The organism is Mariniphaga sediminis (assembly GCF_003573545.1).
GTDB classification, from domain to species: domain Bacteria; phylum Bacteroidota; class Bacteroidia; order Bacteroidales; family Prolixibacteraceae; genus Mariniphaga; species Mariniphaga sediminis.
Genome location: NZ_QWET01000014.1, coordinates 67,577 through 90,047, shown reverse-complemented (window position 1 = coordinate 90,047; position 22,471 = coordinate 67,577). Strand labels below are relative to the sequence as shown.

The window sequence follows — 22,471 nt, the reverse complement described above, 5'->3', positions numbered from 1 at the left end:
TTTTATAAAAAAAACATTTAATAATTAATCGTATGATGTACAAAGACAAAATTGCTTTAATAACAGGAAGCAGTGTAAAGGGAAGCCTGGGAGCAACCATAGCGTTGAGATGTGCCAAAGAAGGGGCCAAAGGCATTGTTCTTACTGGTCTGGTATTAAAAGAAGATGATCCCGTTGAACTTGTCAGCGAAATAAAAAAAATAGGCGCTGAGGCTATTTTTATTCCGGCTAACCTGAAAAATCCGGATGAAATTACCTCCCTGATGAAACAGGCGGAAGAACATTTTGGCAGTATTGACGGATTGGTAAATGCCGCAGGGTTAACAACACGTGGCACTATTGAAGAATCGTCAGTAGAATTATGGGATGATCACATTGCCATTAATGCCCGGGCACCTTTTCTTTTAATGCAGGCTGCAATAAGGTTATGGCAAAGAAAGAAAATGCCGGGGGCAGTTGTAAATATTGTAACCCAGAGCGCCCATGGCGGACAGCCGTTTATTACCCCTTACTGTGCATCGAAGGGGGCACTGTTGACCCTGACAAAAAATGTGGCCTATTCTCAACGGTTTAACCGGATACGGGTGAATGCCATCCTGCCGGGATGGATGGACACCACAGGGGAGGCGGCTATCCAGAAAGAGTTTCATCATGCGCCTGATGACTGGCTGGAAAAGGCAGAATCCAAACAACCTATGGGGAAACTTATCAAGCCGGAAGAACTATCGTGGCTGGCCGTGTATCTTTTAAGCGACAACAGCGGCGTGGTAACGGGTTCCGCTATTGATTACGATCAGAATGTTATTGGAGCGTATGATTAACCATATCTGTTAAACCGGGAGCCCTGGGCTCCATATAAATAGGCTATTTCTTGTGTTGGTCTGTGGCATCATAAGTGTTTAAAGAGTACCTCTGCCGCTAAAAACGATGCAGAGAGGGAGCGAATTTTGTTGCTGACAAATTTGGATACATTGGAAATAGAAATATAAACTCATAGTATCTAAAAATTATGTTTCGTTTTTTAAGACCGCCTTCTCATAAACCTTTAATTGCGGAAGAGAAGATTGATTCAGTGTATAAACAGCACCGGATGAAGGTTTTCGCCGGTATTTTTATTGGCTATGCTGCCTATTACCTGTTACGTAAAAATTTTGCACTGGCTATTCCGGAGCTTATTAAAGAAGGCTATTCAAAAGGAGAGTTGGGAGTAGCATTTTCAGCTATTGCTTTATCGTATGGCATATCAAAATTTGTGATGGGTAATGTTTCTGACAGAAGCAATGCAAAATACTTTTTGCCATTAGGATTGATTTTGTCAGCCCTTACCATGTCCTTGATGGGAATAGCCGGGTGGGCCACATCTTCCATTACAATAATGTACATCCTTCTTTTTTTGAATGGATGGTTTCAGGGCATGGGATGGCCTCCGTGCGGAAGGGTTATGGTACATTGGTTTTCGTTGCAGGAAAGGGGCACAAAAATGGGTATTTGGAATGTGGCCCATAATGTGGGGGGAGGTTTAATCGGACCGCTGGCTATACTGGGAATAGCAATATTTGCAGACTGGCACAGCGTTTTTTATTTCCCGGCCATTATTGCTTCAGTTATTGCATTAATCGCATTGTATCTTATTACAGACACTCCGCAATCTGTCGGATTGCCGCCCGTTGAGGTATACAAAAATGATTTTCCGAAAACCACTACCGGAAATCCCGAAAAGGAATTAAAATCAAAAGAGATATTTCTGAAGTATGTATTTCCCAACAAATTCCTTTGGTACATCGCATTTGCAAACATATTTGTTTATATGATACGGTACGGCGTTATTGACTGGGCGCCCACATTTTTGTCGGAGGTGAAAGGATTTTCAACGGAAGAATCTAGTTGGGCCTATTTTGCGTACGAGTATGCCGGGATTCCGGGAACCTTGCTTTGCGGATATTTAAGCGACAAGGTCTTTCACGGAAACAGGGCGTCAGTCAGTATTATTTATATGGTGTTTGTATTGGCAGCCATATTGGTTTATTGGCTAACGCCGGCGGGTTATTTTTGGATTGATAACCTGGCGCTTATTGCCATTGGGTTTTTGATATACGGACCTGTCATGTTGATTGGTGTCCAGGCGTTGGATATGGTACCCAAAAAGGCTGCCGGCACTGCAGCAGGACTTACCGGAATGTTGGGCTACCTTGGTGGGGCGCTAACAGCAAATATTGCCATCGGTTATTTAGTCGATTTTTTTGGCTGGGATGGAGGGTTCATTTTACTACTGTCTGCCGGAATCCTGGCAATTGTGCTTACCGCATTAACATTAAAGCATGAAAGACAATTAACAGAAAGGAACTCAAAATGAAAACCAAAAAATTGATTAGCGTATTTATTATTTTGTTTTTTGTGTTATTATGCATTGCAGGAAGTGCCCAGGTAGAGTTTATTGCCCACAGGGGAGCATCTTACCTGGCGCCCGAGAATACCATTGCTTCGGCAAAACTGGGATGGGAATTGGGAGCAGAGTCTGTTGAGGTGGACATCCATTTATCAAAAAATAACCGGGTAATGGTAATCCATGATTCAGACACCAAAAAGGTTTCGGGAAAGTATTTGAAGGTTTCTGAAACCAAATCCAATGTTTTACGGAAGTTGGATGTTGGGTCGTTTAAAGATGAGAAATACAGCGATGAGATAATTCCTTACCTCGAAGAGATTATCGAAATCATTCCCGCCGGGAAAAAGCTGGTTATAGAACTCAAAAGCCGCAAAGAAGTTATTCCCTGGATGAAAAAGGCAATTGATAAATGCGACAAGTTAGATCAATTGATATTTATCTGTTTTGATTGGGAAACAATTATTAAAACCAAACAAATATTTCCGGATAATACATGCTACTGGCTTTGTAATGACCCGAATGAACTGGAGAAACGATGGGAAGATGTGGCGAAGTCAGGATTGGAAGGTGTTGACCTGAAGCATTCCATTATTGATAAAAAAGTGATGGAAACCGCGAATGAACTTGGTCTTGAAGTATGGACATATACGGTGAATGATCCGGCTGAAGCCCGGCGTTTGATAAATATTGGGGTTACCGGAATAACTACAGACCGCCCGGGGTGGCTAAGGAAAAATATTCATTGATGCTATGAGGATGAAAAAACCCATAACCGTTTGGCTGAAATTGTAAATACCGGACAGGAAGAATTAGATGGTGCATTTTTATTGATAATTCGTTAAAAATCATATTTCTATGAAAAAGGTTTTATTTTTACTTGTAGTTTTTATTGGGATAAATTCTTTTGCCCAGGACTTTAATGTAATTACCTTCAATATTCGTAATAATAATCCGAATAATGATGATGGTGAAAATGCCTGGCCGTTGAGAAAGGAGCTGGTTTGTCAGTTGTTGCAATTTCATGAAGCGGCAATTTTTGGCTTGCAGGAGGCGTATGACAACCAGGTACAATATGTTGACTCATATTTGAAAAAATTCGAATGGATTGGAGTAGGAAGAGACGACGGGAAAAAGGCGGGTGAATTCTCTCCAATTTTTTACAACACTGAAATATTTAAACTGGAGAAGAAAGGTTGGTTCTGGTTGTCTGAAACACCGGGAAAACCAGGAAAGGGATGGGATGCCGACTGTGTGCGTATATGTACCTATGGGAAATTTGTTCAGAAAGAAACCGGCAAAAAACTGCTGGTTTTTAATACCCATTTCGACCATCGTGGTGCGCAGGCCAGAAGTAATTCCGTTGATCTTGTACTCCAAAAAATAGAAGAGCTCAATGAGGAGGGATTACCCGTAGTATTTATGGGCGATCTGAATATGCTTCCGGAAGAGGCGCCGATAAAACGGTTGAAGGAAAATCTGTCTGATTCAAGGGAAGTAACCAGGGAATTACCCTATGGGCCTTATGGAACAACCAGTAACGGGTTTAATTTTTTAAGTGAGCTTAAAGATCGTATAGACTATATTTTTGTAAATGAGCCAATCGATGTGCTTAAATATGCGGTTTTGTCCGATTCGAAAAACAGGCACTTCTTTTCCGATCATTTACCCGTATTTGTAAAAGTCAGCTTAAAATAAATTGGACAAACGAATGTCTGCTTTTGCCCGGAATGTATTTATTATCAGGATGTAGTGTCGTTCGGGTTATTAAAAAACAGACATGTATTTTTTGAAGAGAGTAATTTAATAAGAACAAAGATATAAAATGATAAATTGTGAAATTATAATGATTAAAAGGATGACTTACAGAATCGTAATAGTGTGTTTGCTGCTGGCGGGCAGTGTGCGGTTTGCAACGGGCCAACCGGAAAATCGCAATGTCTCAGGCAGTAGTGAGAAGATGGAGGTTGACTTTGGCTATGCTTTTTCAACCCCACACCGGTTGACCGTGTCTATTCCAAATGCCAGTGATAAAACATTGGTCGATGTTTATCCCGACAAATTGCGCCTGAAATGGTCGTACGATAACCTGTTGAGCATTCCGGCAGGCAGTTTTTGTACACCGGACCCTAAATGGCATGTCTTTATAACAACCGAACTTGACGGGAAAGTATTTGAAAACGTTACCTGGCAGCGTGGTGAAGACTGGCTCCCGATGGTTGAAACGGTTTATTCAGAACAGGGAGTAACAACAAAAATGCAAATCATTGGGGCCGAATCAGCTGCCCTTGTTCGCATCGATATGGTGAACAACGATAGCAAAAAGCATAGTGTGACTATCAACTGTTCAAACGACAGGAAAACAACAACCTACAATCCCGCGTGGGTTCAGTCCGATTGGGACAGCGATGTATTGCTTGCCGGAATGGAAGACCGTGCCGACCGGGTGAACCTTTTTATGACAGGCGGTGATGAGCAGCCTGTAAAAGACATCACCACAATTTCACAGGTGTGGAACCTGGAGCCGGGTGAAAAACGGACAGGTTGGATTGTGCGCCCTTATGTTGCCTACCATTCACAGTTAATTACATTGCGAAAACAGGATTGGGAAAAAGAATTTAACCGGGCAAAAGAAGCCTGGTATAACCTTATGGAGGAGGCTGTTAAAGTTCATATCCCCGATCCGGCTGTACAAAATGCTTTCTATGCCGGGCTGGCCGATTGTTTTATTATGCGTGAGCCTGTGAGCAGTGAATATGTTGCCAGTACGCCGGGAACAGAGAAATACCGGGCTGCCAATACCGGAGAAGCATCTATTGTCGCCATTTTTTTAGACCAGGTGGGATTACACACCGATGCGGCGAAAGGCTTTCAGTTAATAGCCGATATGCAGGGGGAAGACGGAAACTGGAACGACCCCAAAGGTTGGGGTCATTACATGTGGGGCATGGCAGGCTTTAAATCCTGGGCGTTAATGGAACATTATCGTATGACAGGGGATGTCGACTATTTGAGGAGCCTTTATCCGAGAATGTTAGCCAGTTCGCGCTGGCAGGAAACGCAACGGGCGAAAACCCGGAAACCCGTTGATGGTAAACGCACTCCCGATTATGGTTTAATGCCAAGGGGTATGGGCGATTGCGGATTATGGGATGGCGACGACCTGTTTGGTGTGTTTCTCCCTCACAATATTTGGGCAGTATTTGCCGATTCGCTGGCACTTGAAGCTGCGCGTATTTTGGGAAAAGACGACGATATTAAAGAACTGGCGCAGATCCATCGTACGGCGCTGAATGATTTGAAGTGGTCTTTGGAGCACGGTGCTATATCTGAAAATGGTTATAGATGGATTCCCGGTGTCGCCAACAAAACAGACGGCAGCCGCTGGGGAGCCCTTTACGCCACTTATCCGTGTGCTACCTTGCCGCGTAAGCATGAATTGATAAACGGCACTATCAGCAAGATTGAATCGTTTATCAGTCCCGGCGGAATTCCGGTAAATACAGGTTGGCTGAAAGATGGTTTGTGGGTGGCCATCGCCCTGGATAACCTGGCTGAAGCGCTTCTGTACCGCAATGAAGGCGATAAAGCCATTCAATACCTGTATGCTACTTTGAACCATGCTACACCGTTGATTTCCTGGTGCGAAGAACGTGGGCAGGAACCCGGGGCAGCAGATGCCACCGGCGACCTTCAGCATTTGTGGACTCCCTTGTCGGTCGGACGTTTTTTACGCGATGCATTGGTTATGGAAGACCAGCAAACATTGCACCTGGCGCGCGGAACAGCCCGCCAGTGGCTGGAAAATGGCCAAAAGGTCAGTGCCCTGGACATGCCGACCCATTTTGGTCCGGTATCCTATGAATTGCAAAGCAGCAAAAAGAAAGTGACCGGCTACATCGATCTGACCAATAATAGAGCAAAAGAGGTGGTGTTGCATATCCGGCTACCAAAAGATAAAGACATTGTTTCTGTAGATTCAGATGTACATGTGGAATTGGATACCCGGGCACAGACCATTACAGTAAAAAATGTAAATAAAAAAATAAACATAAATCTCACGGTAAAATAGAAAAGTATGGTAAACCTTTCTGTGTGTGGTTGCTGATTTTTATTTTCGTTAAATAATTCTCGGCATTTACGATTGTCTGGCAGGGAAAAATTAAAAAAAAGGGATAGGGAATGAGAATGAATTGGGGCAAACTTGTATTTCTGTTATTGGTAATTTTATGTGGTAATGTTTCGGCGCAGGATGACGATTTTGGACTGTGGCTGGATGCATTTGCCAATAAAAAGATACAATCATCTGAGTTTTCATTGTATGGTGAGTTTTTTACCCGGAACAATAATCGTTCGATAGACAGGGTAAGTATTGGGTTGGAAGGAGATCGCAGTGTGTTCAGGTTTATGAAAATAGGATTGGGGTACCTGTTGATGAATAAAAACAAAACAGACGATTATGAGTTAAGGCACAGGTTTTATACCCATGCAAAATTTAAATGGGAGGTATATAAACTCCGGTTCTCATTAAGAGAACGGTACCAGGTTACAAGATACCCCGGATACAATCTTGAATCGCCGGAATATTTGAATTACTGGAGAAATAAAATGAAAATAAGTTATGAGATACCCTCCTGTAAGATAAAACCGGTCATTGGGGTTGAAACTTTTATTCTAACCAATAAACAAGTATCTGATCGTTTAGATGAGGTAAGATATAGCCTTTCAGCATTATGTCCACTAACTGATTCAACTGATATCGAATTGTATGGATTGCTGGCGCAAATGCATGATCTAAATCAATATATTATTGGTGTTTCTTATCAAATTAAACTATGAAATTCAAGGTAATAACATATTTTATAGCATTCGTTTTCTGCTTCATGCTTTGTTTTCAAGGCACATACGGAACCCCTATAATTCCCTTTAATGGTGATGAGCAAAAACAAAAGTTTGATATACCAACAATACTTAAATCAGCAAATGCTTCCATAAAATTTGCAGTTGAAAGAACGTTAGTTCCATACAAAACGAACCTCTGTTGCAAATCAAGTTTTGTTGATTTAAATGGAGAAGTAATGGAAAGTATAAAGTGGCATCCTTTTGCTGCACTTGAGGGACCTGGATGGGCTGCTAATGCTGTTGGTGGAGCTTACGAAATTTTTTCATTTGGGAAATACATTAACGATTCCTCCATGGTCAATAAAGCAATTATGCTTCTTGATCATGTGTTGGAAGATGGTTTTGTAAATTACAATACCGGTTTTATTACAGGGTATCGCAATGTTGATACTGATATCCTTTTACAAAACTATGAACATAATAATGATTGGTTTTGCCCTGGTTCCATGGCTAAAATTGCATATCAGCTTTTAATATTCAGTGATCATGTAGATGAAGAGCGAAAAACAAAAATGAGAAGTATTGCTATTAAAACTGCTAACTGGATTAATTCTAATGTAAAGTTAGCTTCTAATGGCTGGTATCCCAGGCGCAGTGCTCCTGATGGTAGTGTTTACCCGTATAAACCTGATGGAAAAGATGATCCATTGTTTGAGAAAAGTGGAGATGGACTATTTATTATTCAGCTGAATACAGAATTAACAAAACGAGGTTTGGCAGATTATACCATTAGTATTAAGGAGAAAACAAACTTGTTTATGCAAATGGGAGGTATTTTCGGTAGCATTAACCATGATACTTATGATGAACATGAAGGAGTTGCTTATTCAGTTGCTTTCCTTACTTTGTTAGAAGTGTCATATCTGTTGGATAATGAAGCTATTCGTCAGTTTGCATATGAAAAATGTTTAAAAGGCCTTGATCGGTTTAAAATTACAGAAGACAAGAATGGTGTACAGTGTGCCGGATTATTGATTATGGAAGAAAGTTGGGACACTGCATACCTGTGGGAAAATGCTGAAGCTACATTAGCCTATATAAAAGCTTTTAATGATACTAAAGAAGAAACATTTTTAGAGGAAGCGTTTGTAATTCTTGTGGCTATTTCAAAACATCATCATGGAGAACATGGATTTTTAACGGAAGGAGTTGATTGGAACAATCATGTGGGGGCACAGCATCATTTTGGTGGTGCAGAATTTGGTGATATACAATATACAGAACCTCTTTTAAACAATTTACATATTGTAGAACCGACACTTATGGTAATAAGTCTTCTTGAACCGAAATAGCAATGTTGAATATGATTGGTAGTTTCTAAAAATAGTTTGTTATGAATAAGTTACCTGTGAAAATTCCGTTCTTGTTACTGGCCATCCCGGCAATACTTATGTATTTTGCATGTAATGGCTATGGTTTTGTGTTTCGGGCTGCAGTTACCGGTAGTTGCCTGATCATTTCAGCCGTTTTATTTTATAAAAGATTGAGGCAGAACCCTGATGTTTGGTATGTTTTAGTCGCCTTTGTTTTTTCAATTATTGGCGATTGGTTTATGTCGCACAAGGGCTCCAGTTTTGTACTGTTTTCAAGTGGGGTGGGGGCATTTTTTCTGGCACATGTTGGTTTTCTGGTTTTTGCCTTGAAGAACGGCCGGATAAAAAAGGTATTTACGGCTGTGGTGCTGGCAGTTTACCTGGTTTTCTTTGCTTTTTGGCTGTATCCGGCCATTGAGAGTACTCTGTTATTGGTGTCAGTGTTACTCTATTTGTTGATTTCCTGCATTTCATTGGGAGCAGCGTTGGGTATCAATACTTCTCCGATGGTGAGATGGGGGTTTTTCATAGGGATTGCCTTGCTTTTTTTCTCGGATACAATCATCGCTTTCCGTGAGTTTGCTTCTCTGCCACAACTAAGTTTTCTGATTCTGCCAACCTACTTTGCATCACATATTTTTGTGACATTTGCTTTAATCCAAAAGGCGATAATAAATAAGAATGAAACGTAAATTATAATCTATGAACTACATCCATTCTCTATTCATCCTGTTCCTGTTCATCTGTCAAGGTTGCCAGGTGGCCACTGATTCAGAAAAGTCGGATAACATGTGTAAGCCCTGGGTTTATTGGTGGTGGATGGGAAGCGCTGTGGATAAAGAGGATTTGAAAATCCAGCTAAACGAGTTTGCTGAGTCCGGAGTGGGAGGTGTCCATATTGTACCTATTTATGGTGTGCAGGAAAATGACAGGAATGACATTCCTTTTTTAAGTGAAAAGTGGATGGAAATGGTTGACTATACCATTCGTGAAGCAAAGAAAGTTGGATTAGGTGTTGATATTACTTTAGGAACAGGCTGGCCATACGGAGGGTCGTTTGTAGAAAAAGAAAATGCAGCCAAAAAACTTCAGGTTGAAACGTATGATTTGGGGAACACGTCAAAAATCGTTTTTGGTATGGATTCCATCAACAGAAATCAGGAGTTTTACAAGTTGCAAAAAATATTTGCGGTGAACCAGGAGGGGGAATCCATTGATTTGGAGCGATTCAAATCAAAAGAGAAAATAGAATGTGAAGTCCCTTCCGGCTCCTGGAAACTGGTGTTTCTGGGTACGGGTTTAACCAAACAAAAAGTAAAGCGTGCAGCTCCGGGCGGCGAAGGACTGGTAATGGATTACTTTGACAATAAGTCCGTGAAAAATTATCTGAATCATTTTGATTCTGTCTTTACAAATTCTCAATTCGAAATCAGGCCAAGAGCGATTTATCACGATTCATATGAAGTGTACAGGGCAGACTGGACCACCAACTTTTTTGGTGAGTTTGAGGCGCTCCGGGGATACGATTTGTCAGATGTATTGCCAGTATTTCTTGATGAGGAACACCCCGAACATCAGTTTGTAAAATGCGATGTCAGGGAAACGCTGTCCGATTTGCTACTGACATCATTTACCCGGTCGTGGAGCAGTTGGGCGCGTAAACACAACGTTGAAACAAGGAATCAGGCGCATGGTTCGCCGGGCAATATTCTGGACTATTATGCCGAAGCAACTATTCCGGAAACGGAATCGTTCGGTTCCAGCCAGTTTTCTATCCCCGGTGTCCGGGTTGATGAGGATTATGAAGAAGAACGTTTTGGCCGCCCCAGTCCTTTGATGATGAAGTTTGCTTCGTCACCAGCGCATTTGTATGGTAAAAAACAGGTGAGTTCCGAAACTGCGACCTGGCTTGGAAATCATTTCAAAGTGGCTTTATCCCAGATAAAACCACAGATTGACGAGCTGTTGGTGTCGGGAATAAATCATATTTTTTATCACGGTGCAACCTATTCCCCTGTAGCCGAAGAATTTCCTGGATGGCTGTTTTACGCCTCAACCAATTTCGGCAGGAATGCTCATTTTAAAGAGGAGCTTCCCCGGTTGAATGAGTACATTTATAATTGCCAGTCGCTGCTACAGAATTCAATCCCGGATAATGATATTTTGCTCTACTTCCCGATACACGATTTATGGACCAAAGACGAAGGGGAGTTGTTGTTGCAGCTTGATGTGCATAAATGGTCAAAGTGGTTTGGTGAAACGGCTTTCGGGGATTTGTCAAAACTTTTATGGGAGCAAGGGTATTCGTATGATTACATTTCCGACAGGCAAATAGCGCAGCTTCGGGTAAACGATGAAAACAAATTGTTTTTGAACGGAAGCTCAACGTATTCGGTTGTTGTAGTCCCTGAGCTTGATTTCATCAGTAAAGAAACATTTGCTGAGCTGGAAAAACTGGCGCAGCAAGGTGCAACGGTTGTATTCGCCGGTGATTTGCCCAAACACTTTGCCGGTTACACAGCATATTTGCAAAACAGTCCGGGATTGAGCACAGCAAAACAAAGGTTGGCTCAGTTTCCGGATGTTTACGTTGGGAATGAGGGGGTTTTAACGGTACTGGATAAGCTAAAAGTCAGGAACGAAAAGATGAAGCTTCAGGGGCTTGATTTTATCCGGAAGAAAAAAAACGGAACGCCTTTTTATTTTGTGACAAACCTGTCTGACCGGTTTTATGAAGATTCTGTAAGTATTTCCAGCGCGTGTAACTTCCTTGAAATATATGACCCACTAGCCAATAAAAGAGGATTTGTTGATGTGAAAGGGACAAAGGGAACAGGCAAAATATTCCTTCAGTTGCCACCCGGGAAATCGTGCTTTTTATTTCCACACCAAACAAAACCGGATTTGGATGCATGGAAGTTTGCGCATCCATCAGATACAATTGTATTTTCAGAGAAGTGGAATGTAACGTTTATCTCGGGAAATACGGAAAAATTAGCAGAAGGGTATACCATTGATTCTCTTTTCTCCTGGACTGAATGGGGGGATTCCGCGCTCTGCTATTTTTCAGGGAAAGCCAAATATACCAGTACTTTCAGTTTAAAAGGAAAACCATCACCGGAATCTGCCTACCTCCTTTGTCTGGATGATGTAAGGGAATCTGCAGAGGTTTGGATAAACGGGATTAACATGGGGACAATCTGGAGTGTGCCTTTACAACTCGAAATTCCGGGTACTGTTTTAAAGGCAGAGAACCAAATTGAAATAATCGTGCAGAACTTATCCGCGAACAAGATAATAGCGATGGATAAAGTGGGAGCGCCCTGGAAGAAATTCAAAGAAATAAATTTTGTGGATATCAAATACAAGCCGTTCGATGCTTCGGGCTGGGAACCGTCGCTTTCAGGAATCATCGGGAAGGCCTATCTCACTAAAATCAATTAAACATGAAAGAAAGACGAGTAAAAGCGATGTCTTTATTATTGAATAACTTATTCATAGTCCTTCTTATTATAACAGTTGTTTCATGCACTGAGGAGAAACCACAGCCGGAAAAGACCGGCATACAGCCCATTGGTTATGGAAATGTGGAAGCAGGGGGAGTATTGTGGTCGCGGGCAGCAGCCAGCATGAGCCGCTTGGAGAAGGGGCGGTATTTGCCGGATACCTTGTATCGTATTCCTTACCAGTCGTATCATTACGATGAATGGCCCGGCGACATGCCCGGGCGGACACTGTTGGCATTAACCCTTCTGGAACGTGCAACCGGTCGTGAAGCCAGGTACCTGGATGAACTGATTGCTGATTTTCCAAACCACCTTAACGACAAAGGTTACATGGGGAAAGATTACGGAGAGCTGATTAGTGAACAGCAATTGGCCGGAAATAGCTGGATGTTTCGCGGGCTTTGTGAACAGTACCTATGGAAAAAGGACCCGGTGATATTGTCACTTTTAAAAGGATTTGTGGAAGGATTGGCTTTGCCTACTTTGGGAGCTCATAAAAACTATCCGATTGACCCGGGTCCCAGGGAACACGCCGAAGAAATGCTGGGGCAATCTACCAAAATGCTGGATGGTTGGGTTTTATCCTCAGATGTTGGTTGTGACTTTGTTTTTATGGACGGGGTGGTTCAGGCATACCGAATACTGAAAACACCGGAGTTGAAAGAATTAAGTTATGAATTGGCTAATCGTTTTTTTGAGGTGGACTTGTATGGCATCAAAGCACAGACTCATGCATCGCTGACTGCAATTCGGGGCATCATCAGATTGTATGAATTAACCGGGGATACCAGGCTACTGGAAAAAGCAATCGAGCGATTTCATTTATACAAAGCCAAAGGAATGACTGAAAACTACGAGAATTTTAACTGGTTTCAACGAACCGACACCTGGACAGAGCCTTGCGCGGTGGTTGATTCTTACCTGGCTGCCCTTTCGCTTTGGCAACATACCGGCAATACCCAATATCTTTCAGACGCCCAGTTAATCTGGTACAATGGAATATGCGTGGGGCAGCGCGCCAACGGTGGTTTTGGCTTAAGTACTTGCCTGAATGGAGACCACGTTAACCTCGAAGCGTTTATGTACGAGGCACATTGGTGTTGCACCATGAGGGGTGCCGAAGCTTTTGCAACCAAAATAAAATCGCTGTATTTTACACAAAACGATACTATCTATATTCCGGATTTGGCCGACTCACAAGCTAAATTTGAATTACCCGGTGGAGAACTGAAGTTATCACAGAAAACGGATTATCCTTTCGGAGACAACGTGACATTCACTGTGACGGAATCCTCTCCGGATTTAATTGCAGTAATGAAAGTTTTCATCCCGGAGTGGGTGAGTGACGTAAAACTGGAAAAATCCGGGAAAGTGATGGATTATCAGTTGAAAGAAAACTGGCTGACCTATTCCGAAACGTTTGACAAAGGAGATACATTTACTCTCTGTTATAAACAAACCCCAACCGCGATTGCAGCCAATAATCCCGATTATTTAAAAATAAGAAAAGGCCCTTTATTATTGGGAGTGTATAATCCGAAAAATGAAATTGAATTACGCGGTAATCCGGAAATAAAAGAATTGGCAGAAGGTAAAATCATAATTGATGGAACCAATGCCGAATTAAAACCAATTTATCATGTGATGGATGAAAAGATGGGGTTGCCGGGTCAATATAAAATTCAAACACTATTTCACAAAACTGAATAAGTCCATATTATGAGAAATCTTACCGGTTTTTGTTATCAGGAGAAAGCAATGTCTGAAAAACAAATTTTTCGAAATTTAAAAAAGAGAACCTTCCGGTTCGGCAGGGTGTTGCTGGTAGCATTGTTGTTGTCTGCACATGGTTTTTCGGGGAATCTGTCGGTGGAATACCTCCGCTGCGAATACCTGGTAAATCCATTGGGCATACAAAATACCACTCCTCGTTTGAGTTGGATACTTACATCCGAAGAACGGAACCAGGTTCAAACGGCTTACCGGATTCTGGTGAGTTCAACGCCCGAAAAACTTGCTAACAATAATGCAGACCTTTGGGACTCGGGGAAAATGGAATCCAATCAAACCAATCAAATTGTTTACAGCGGAAAGCAGCTGCAATCGCGGGATGAATGCTACTGGAAGGTCAGGGTTTGGGATAAAAGCGGAGCGGTTTCTGAAAGCAGTGTGGCATATTGGTCGGTGGGACTGCTAAATTACAGCGACTGGAAAGCAAAGTGGATTACACACAATGTAGAACCTTTTACAGGCGATAAATACGAGGAACTTTATTTGCCGCCTGCCAGGTACCTGCGGAAGTCTTTTAAGCTCGGTAAGCAAATAAAAAGCGCCAAAGTTTATGCTTCGGCACTGGGGCTTTACGAGTTGAGGTTAAACGGGCAAAAAGTAGGCGATGCCTGTTTTACTCCGGGCTGGACCGACTACAACAAGCGTGTGTACTACAACACATACGATGTAACGGACTTGCTGAAGGCAGGTGAAAATGCCATTGGCGCTATCCTTGCCGATGGCTGGTACGCAGGTTACATCGGTTATGCCTTGTTTGTAAAACTGGATAAGGTAAGAGGTTTTTACGGAGAATCTCCTTCGTTTATCGGGCAGTTGGAGGTAACGTTTACCGATGGCTCAAAGGAAATAATTGCCTCCAGCGAAGAATGGATGGCCGGGCTCGGTCCAATCAGGGAGGCGGACATCCTGATGGGAGAAGTTTACGATGCCCGGCTGGAAAATACCGGCTGGGACCAGCCCGGTTTCAATGCTGAAAATTGGGAAAAAGCAGATTTAGGGTTGAAGTTGTCGGGTGCATTGGAGGCATATCCCGGGGTGTTGGTAAAGCACATAGAAGAAATTCAGCCAATAGAGATGACGGAGCCCGAAAAGGGGACTTACATTTTTAATCTGGGGAAAAATATTGCCGGAATCGTACGGCTGAAAGTGTCCGGAGAAAAGGGGGAGGAAGTCACCATTCGTTATGGAGAGATGCTTCATAATGACGGCTCGCTGATGACTGAAAACCTGCGAAAAGCAAGGGCTACCGATACCTATATACTAAAAGGCGAAGGTGTTGAAATTTGGGAACCCCGCTTCACTTATCACGGTTTTCAGTATGTGGAAGTTACCGGATTGTCGCAAAAACCGGATTTGTCCACTATTACCGGGATTGTTATGAATTCGGACACCAGGCAGGCAAGTACCTTCACGTGCTCTTCTGAAATGAACAATCAATTGTATCAAAATATATTGACCACCCAGTTTGCCAATTTTTTTGATGTCCCGACAGATTGTCCCCAACGCGACGAACGCCTTGGCTGGACGGGGGATGCGCAGCTGTATTCTGTTTCGGCTGCTTACAATGCCGACGTTTCCGCATTTTTCACCAAATGGATGCAGGATGTTGACGACGGACAACTCTGGTACGGAGCATACCCGATTTTTGCCCCTATTCCTTACATCCGGCCATACCATGTGCCGCATTCACCGGCCTGGTCCGATGCCGGTATTATCATTCCGTACAATATGTACAAAATATATGGCGATACGCTTTTGCTTCGCCGGATGTATCCGGGGATGAAGCGGTTCATGGACTTTCAGCTTTCTGAAAGTAACGGTTTTCTGAGACCCGGGTCCGGTAATAATTACGGCGATTGGCTGAGTCTGGGCAAAGAAACCTCGAAAGATTTAATTGCCAGCGCCTATTTTGCGTACGATGCAAAAATGATGTCTGAAATAGCGCAATGCCTGAATCAGGAAGAAGATGCAGCGTACTATCAGCATCTTTTTCAGAATATAAAAAAGGACTATGCCCGGCAATATATGAATGAAGACGGAAGCTTGAAGGAACATACCCAAACTGCTTATGCTTTGTCGTTATACATGGGCTTGTATCCGGAGAATCTGAAAGAACAGGGAGCAGCATTCCTTGCCAAAATGATTACGGAGAATGGAAACAGGTTTAGCAGCGGATTTATTGGTACCAAGCATGTTATGTTGGTTTTGTCTGACTTTGGGTACAATGATTTGGCCTATTCCCTGTTTACGCAAACGGAATATCCCAGTTGGGGATACTCGGTTGTGAACGGGAGTACCTCAATTTGGGAACGCTGGAATAGCTATACCAAAGAAACCGGTTTTCTAGGAGGTAAAACCCGGTCGGCGATGAACTCTTTTAGTCACTATTCTTTTGGCGCTGTTGCCGAGTGGATGTTTTCCAAAGCAGCCGGAATAGACACCGACGGCCCCGGGTTTCGGAAGATTATCATCAAACCCAGCATCGGCGAAGGGTTGCAGTTCATGAATGCCAGCTACAACAGCGTTAACGGGAGAATTGTATCTAACTGGAAAAAAGGAGATGACCGGCTGGAATTGCATGTGGAAATTCCGGCTAACACAAGTGCACAGATTTATGTTCCATCGGTGGAAAGAAAAAAGATACGTGAGGGAAAAACATTGATTGGCAAGTCGAATGATTTTTCGATTGTCGGAATAAACGGGACTTATACGGTTTTGCAAGTCGGTTCCGGAGTGTATGATTTTACTATTGAGAAATAGGTAAACGGAATAAAAAGGATGAAGCACAAAAAATACCGGATGTGGTTATTGCTGGGCATCGCTTTGGTTAGCCCGCGATATTTATATTCCATGAATGATAAAAGTTCCGGGGAAGAGGGACTCCTTCTTTATGAATTATCCGAACAACATCAAAACCTTCAGGATAATTTGCTCACAGTTGATACTTTCCCGAAAGAAATGTTTTGGGATTTTAATGAGTGGAATGATTATGACGAATGGATTGTTCCGGACCCCATTAGACGGGGAATTACAGGAGGTGCCCTCTGGATTTCTGTTGAAGGGGGAAAGTCCGGGAAAGACATGGATTCATGGGCTTATCAGGTGTGGGGAAGCAATCCAAAGTATGATATTGTCTCTCCCCAAAGATTAAATGTAACTGCTGAAAAATACAATATAATTCAAATGCGCATCCGTAATCTGTCTCCGGAAACCGATGGTTTAATCTTTTGGAGAACCCGCGATGATTCGGAGTCGGATGCCGGTCAGGTGCATTTTTCGATGAAGCCGGATTGCCCGGAATGGCAGGAAGTGACCTGTTACCTTCCGGATTCATGGCGTGGAACGATTGACCAGATACGAATCAGGCCGGCGCAAATGTGGATGAGGGGCGATATTTGGATTGATTGGATAAGAATAGGGCGTGGAGAACCAGAGGAGAAGTTACCTCGTCCCGACCTTTGTAGTGAAAAGGTGTTACCGGAGATTCACCTGCCCGGTATTTCGCAGGAAGATTTCCGGCAGGCCTTTGTGGTGCTGGATGAATGTTTGGTTACCGACGTTCCGCTGAAAGGCTTCAATTTTCCTTTTCTGGCGCCGGGAGGAAAATACGGCCAGTCGTGGTGGCAGCTCGATGCAAGCCTGAATATTGCGGGGGCAAAATGGGTGAATCAGGCACTTGTTGAAAACATGATGAGGGGGTTTGCCGGAGTTCAGGCGCAGAATCCCGATGGGCGCATTGACCTGTGGGGGGGGAGTCCGATGCGAGGTATGCCGGGAAATGTGAGCAGCCTTCCCCGATTTTTTGAGGCTGCTTTTGATGTGGCAACCCGAACCGATGATCAATCCTTGCAACACCTGATTCTGGAAGTTATGAAGAAATACCTCGCCTATTGGTTTTCTCCCGTTAAGAGGGATTCCGAAAGTAGATTGATTACCGCGGTGTTTGAGGAAAGTTTCAGCGATAAATCGTTTGGCGACCGGAATGCCAGGCCGGGAACACTGGCTCCTGTTGATTTGAATGTGGCCGTGGCCGTGGGTTGTTATAATACTTCGAAGTTGGCCCGCTATCTGGGCAACACAGAAGACGCGAAAATGTACTCCCTTTTGTTTGAGCAACTTTCTGCTGCAATTAATACGCATTTATGGAATGAAGAAAAAAAGGGGTTTTACAATTATGATGTCCGGGAAAACAAACAAAAGGACAGACTTATCTGCACCACGTTTGATCCCATGCGATTGGGCATTGCTCCGGAAGAACGAATCGAAAAAATGATCCCTACGCTCCTGAATCCCGACATTTTTAACTGGGGAACCCGACCGCTTACAAGCATTGCCAAAACAGATCCTGACTTTGTGGAGGCTACCGGTACTTACGACGGGACAGCGTGGTTTGGAGATGTGTGGACACTGCGCAACATGTTCATTGTGGCCGGACTGGAAGATGCAGGGAAACATGATTTGGCTGCCGAATTAAATTGGGCAAACATCAAAATGTTCAACAACAACTACAGTGAATACATTGCTCCGGGAACCGGTTCAGGAGAGGGGGTTAAACGTTACGGCTGGACTGCTTCCCAATATGTGCAGGGGATTATTGAACACCTTTTTGGAATTCAATACAATCATTTTGAAAGCCGGCTGTATATTTTTCCTCACATTCCGGAAGAACTCAAGGGGCAGGTTATTTCCATCCGTCGCCTCAGCATTCCGGGTAGTAACGACCTTCGGCTAAACCTGACGGTAGATTGTACATCCTCAGAAAAAGTGCAAATACAAATTAAGTTTGACGGCCATGTGCCCGATGGACGGGTGTGTGTCATGTTGCCTGACTCTGGCGGGAGAAAGTTCAGGGTGCAAAATGGAAAAAATAGTATGCCGCCACCTTCTGAAATCATTCAGGACAAAAAGAATTGTATGGGAATAGACATTCCGTTTCAAAATTTAATACGCCTGGATTTTGAGTAGATACTAATGCGATTTAAAAGGATAGGAACACGATAGATATTTTTTACGAAAACGAAAAATGAAACGAAAGTTTAGCTTGCTATTTATATTGCTGTTATTCAGTTGTGTGGATGTTTATTGTTCGAGCAGGACCGGAGACACCCTGGTCTTTCCAATCTATAAAATATGGCATTTTCACCAGAATGACAGCAGCGAAGGATGGCACTTTCCTGAAGAGCTTGGCGGGGTGGTTCATGGTGGGGCTGTATGGTTATCTTTTCCCCGCCCCCGGATGATGCAAGAAAACAGATTGAGTCTCAAAAATCCGGAATTGTATTCTATTGCTTCCCCCGGTTCCATTGGTGTTCCATCAGCCAAAGCACAAAAGCTTCGCATGCGCATTCTTAACTTGTCGCCGGAAACCAATGGGGAACTGTCATGGAATACCCGGGAACGTCCTGACGTTTTTTTTACGGTACCTTTCTCTGTGGAGCCGTATTCAGCAAACTGGCAGGAAGTTGAATGTCATTTGGATCAGGTACATTGGGAAGGGCACTTAAACCAGATAAAAATTAAGCCTGGGTTATTGGGAATGAGGGGAGACATATACATCGATTGGATTGCCATCACCGGAGGACATCCTCGTCCTTCAAGTGTAAAACCGGTAGTAAATGCGCCGGAATTGGTCCCCATAATTGAAATTCCTGGAATAACACAAGCTGATTTTCAAATGGCTTTTGATGTGCTAAATGATGCGATAATCTATGAAAACCTTCCGGTAAACGGCTTCAAATACCCGGTTGTGAGCCCTGGCGCTTCGGGCGAAGGGTATGGCTCAAACTGGTGGTTGTTGGATGCAATGCTTACCATCCCGGCCTTGAAATGGGTGAACCCTGCATTTTGCGAGAACATGGTACGGGGAGTTCTTGACGTGCAATCCCAAAATCCGGACGGACACATTGACCACTATGGAAGCACCCGGTACAGAGGAGCTCCATCTGACGTGAGCGTTCTTCCGCGTTGTTATTTTGAAGCGGGAAATCATGTTGCAATGGCTACTACAGATTCTGGTTTTCAGGAAGAAATTTATCATTCCCTGAAATCCTACCTGGACTGGTGGCTGACGCCTGTGAAGCGAAATGAAAAGTTTGGGCTGGTAACCGGCTATCACGAAGAAACTTTTTCGTGGCCATACTGGAGGGATCGGGAGAGTTTTTCGGAAAAAGGGAAAGAACAGATAAATTTTCCCGGCGAAGTGGCGCAGGTTGATTTGAATGTTTCGGTTGTTATGGGCTGTGAGATTGTGGCCGATTGGGCTTTGAAATTAGGCCGGCAGGACGAAGCTGAAAAATATAAAACGCTCAGTCATGATATCCAAAAAGCAATCAATCAATACATGTGGAACGAAGAAAAGGAGGCCTATTATTCCTTTGATGTGAAAGGAGGGAAGCAGGTACAATCTTTAATCAGTTATACATTCGACGTTTTTCGGTATGGGATTGTCCCGCCATCGAGAATTGAAAAGCTGGTGGAAAAATTAACAAACCCTGAATTGTTCAACTGGGGGAATATCCCGTTAACCACCATTGCGAAAACCGACCCTTTCTATGTTGAATGGACAGGGGATTATGCTCAACAGGCATGGGATGGAGATGTTTGGTCGATGAGAAACATGGTGGTTATCGACGGGCTGAAAGACATTGGGAAGAATAAGTTGGCCGCTGAACTGAACTGGAAAACAATTCAGATTTTTAATGCCAATTATGCCGAATTTCTGGAACCGGAAAAGGGCGAAGGTTTTGGGGTTAAACGTTATTGTTGGACAGCAGCCCAGTATATCCAGGCGATTGTTCAAAATCTTTTTGGCATTGAATATAGCCGTTACGAGAAGCGGCTGTTTATTTTTCCACATATTCCAGAAGAACTCCAGGAGCAGGTTATTTCCATCCGTCGCCTCAGAATTCCTGGCAGTAACGACCTTCGGCTAAACCTGACGGTAGATTGTACCTTATCAGAAAAGATGGATATAAAAATCGAAATTGACGGCGACCTTCCTGATGGTCGTATTTCGGTGATGTTGCCTGAAAACACAACAAAAACATTAAAAAGAATGAATGGCAAAACGACGGGGTTGCCAGCACTTAAAGGAGCAGAAAATAAGAAAAACTGCAAGGAGTTGGATATTCCGGTTCAGAAAGAAATTGTACTGACCTTCGGGGAAAAGAATGGAGACAATGAATAGTAACCCGAAAAAAGTATGGATGAATAAGATTTTAAACAGCTGAATAATAAATTTTTTAAACCGAATTAAAATGAAAAAAATTAGATCAATAATTCTTCTGTTCATAGTTCCTGTTATGTTGTTTGCCGAAAATTCCCATTACAATGTGCTGGATTTTGGGGCGGTTGGCAATGGCGAATTTGATAATACGGAGGCTTTTCAAAAAGCATTGGACAAAGCGGCCGAAACAGGCGGGATTGTGCATGTTCCAACAGGTAAATTTCGTTTTGACGGGGTTATACAAATTCCCCGTGCTGTTTCATTGCAGGGGATTGCTGCTGGTCCAGGTAATTTGTACTACGACAAAGGTACTGTGCTTATGCCTTATGCAGGACGGGACGATGAAAACTCGGATCCATTTATCAGGCTGGAAGCAAGCAGCACGTTAAAAGGACTTGGCATTATTTACCCGGAACAAAAACCACACGATATTCACCCGTATCCATATTGTATTCAGATAGTAGGTTACCGAAGTAATGTGATCGATGTGACCATTGCCAATGCTTACAATGGTATTGATTGCGGTTCGGTTTATCAGGGAGCACACAACCTGCGCGATATTAACATGTGTGCTCTGAGGCGGGGGATTTATGTAGATCGGACTACCGACATTGGAAGAATTGAAAACGTTCACATCCACAGCGTGAACTGGTGGGAGGTAAACTATCCCGACGGTATGAAAGAAGAAATTGATATTATAAATAAGTATACCCTTGAAAACCTGGAGGGTTTTATTATTGGCCGATGCGATTGGGAATACATGGTGAACTGTTTTGTGATCTGGGCAAAAGTTGGTTTTCGCTTTATCGAAACCCCAGGTGATCCCCGCGGGAACGATCCACAGGCCAATATCCTGATTACGCAAAGTGGTTCCGATGTGGGTCCGTTGGCCGTGCTGGTTGAAAAAACACAATACCATTGTGGAATTGCATTTTCCAACTGCCAGTTTATGGATGGGATACTGATTGAAGAAGAAAACCAGGGGCCGGTAAAACTTGCGAATTGCGGCTTTTGGGGTTGGGCTGAAACGCTGGGCGGAACGCACATTGTGAATAAAGGAAAGGGAACGGTTTACCTGACTGCCTGTAATTTTAACGCCAAAAACTGGGTGGAATGCCACTGGGAGCCGGAAATTCCATTCATCAAAATGACAAACGGCACCCTCCAAATGATGAATTGCCGTTTTCAGGACAACGGGAATGCGCCTGATGCACACATTGTTCTGGAAGAAGATGTTCGTGCCGCAGTTATTATGGGAAATAGTGTGGAAGGAGGTACCCTGCATGTTAACAATAGTTCGAAAGGAGAAGTGCAGATTTTTGGGAATGTAGGTGAATAAAAGAAGGAATAA

At 43.2% G+C, this 22,471-nt stretch carries 14 protein-coding genes; all 14 read left to right on the top strand.

What is annotated here, in order from left to right; translation table 11 throughout:
* Positions 1-32: 32 nt before the first annotated feature.
* The 14 genes from D1164_RS16895 to D1164_RS16830 all read left to right on the top strand — a co-directional run bounded on the left by D1164_RS16895 (position 33) and on the right by D1164_RS16830 (position 22,459).
* A complete protein-coding gene (locus D1164_RS16895; protein ID WP_206611046.1) occupies positions 33-821 on the top strand; it encodes an SDR family oxidoreductase in 789 nt (262 codons plus the stop codon).
* A 188-nt stretch (positions 822-1,009) separates the two neighbouring features.
* Positions 1,010-2,353, top strand: a complete 1,344-nt coding sequence (gene glpT / locus D1164_RS16890) for a glycerol-3-phosphate transporter (RefSeq protein ID WP_119351073.1) — start codon at positions 1,010-1,012, stop codon at positions 2,351-2,353.
* Entirely contained in the window at positions 2,350-3,132 is a 783-nt protein-coding gene (locus D1164_RS16885) for a glycerophosphodiester phosphodiesterase (RefSeq protein WP_119351072.1), read from the top strand. Before glpT ends, D1164_RS16885 begins: the two co-directional genes overlap by 4 nt.
* A 109-nt stretch (positions 3,133-3,241) precedes the next feature.
* Positions 3,242-4,081, top strand: coding sequence for an endonuclease/exonuclease/phosphatase family protein (locus D1164_RS16880; protein ID WP_119351071.1), 840 nt, complete (start codon positions 3,242-3,244; stop codon positions 4,079-4,081).
* A gap of 160 nt (positions 4,082-4,241) precedes the next feature.
* Positions 4,242-6,455, top strand: a complete 2,214-nt coding sequence (locus D1164_RS16875) for a hypothetical protein (protein ID WP_147372211.1) — start codon at positions 4,242-4,244, stop codon at positions 6,453-6,455.
* A gap of 110 nt (positions 6,456-6,565) precedes the next feature.
* The gene (locus D1164_RS16870; protein WP_119351069.1) at positions 6,566-7,222 is read left to right on the top strand and encodes a DUF2490 domain-containing protein; all 657 of its coding nucleotides are present in this window, start codon (positions 6,566-6,568) and stop codon (positions 7,220-7,222) included.
* Entirely contained in the window at positions 7,219-8,577 is a 1,359-nt protein-coding gene (locus D1164_RS16865) for a hypothetical protein (protein ID WP_147372210.1), read from the top strand. Before D1164_RS16870 ends, D1164_RS16865 begins: the two co-directional genes overlap by 4 nt.
* A 41-nt stretch (positions 8,578-8,618) precedes the next feature.
* Entirely contained in the window at positions 8,619-9,290 is a 672-nt protein-coding gene (locus D1164_RS16860) for a lysoplasmalogenase (RefSeq protein WP_119351067.1), read from the top strand.
* Positions 9,291-9,300: 10 nt separating this feature from the next.
* Positions 9,301-12,042, top strand: a complete 2,742-nt coding sequence (locus D1164_RS16855; protein ID WP_119351066.1) for a glycosyl hydrolase — start codon at positions 9,301-9,303, stop codon at positions 12,040-12,042.
* A gap of 2 nt (positions 12,043-12,044) precedes the next feature.
* Positions 12,045-13,814, top strand: coding sequence for a beta-L-arabinofuranosidase domain-containing protein (locus tag D1164_RS16850; protein ID WP_119351065.1), 1,770 nt, complete (start codon positions 12,045-12,047; stop codon positions 13,812-13,814).
* Positions 13,815-13,823: 9 nt separating this feature from the next.
* Entirely contained in the window at positions 13,824-16,655 is a 2,832-nt protein-coding gene (locus D1164_RS16845) for an alpha-L-rhamnosidase (protein WP_119351064.1), read from the top strand.
* Positions 16,656-16,673: 18 nt separating this feature from the next.
* The gene (locus D1164_RS16840; RefSeq protein ID WP_119351063.1) at positions 16,674-18,860 is read left to right on the top strand and encodes an MGH1-like glycoside hydrolase domain-containing protein; all 2,187 of its coding nucleotides are present in this window, start codon (positions 16,674-16,676) and stop codon (positions 18,858-18,860) included.
* A 58-nt stretch (positions 18,861-18,918) separates the two neighbouring features.
* Positions 18,919-21,081: an MGH1-like glycoside hydrolase domain-containing protein gene (locus D1164_RS16835; protein WP_119351062.1), complete on the top strand. Its 2,163-nt coding sequence runs from the start codon at positions 18,919-18,921 to the stop codon at positions 21,079-21,081.
* A 70-nt stretch (positions 21,082-21,151) separates the two neighbouring features.
* The gene (locus D1164_RS16830; protein WP_119351061.1) at positions 21,152-22,459 is read left to right on the top strand and encodes a glycosyl hydrolase family 28-related protein; all 1,308 of its coding nucleotides are present in this window, start codon (positions 21,152-21,154) and stop codon (positions 22,457-22,459) included.
* The last annotated feature ends 12 nt before the right edge of the window (positions 22,460-22,471 follow it).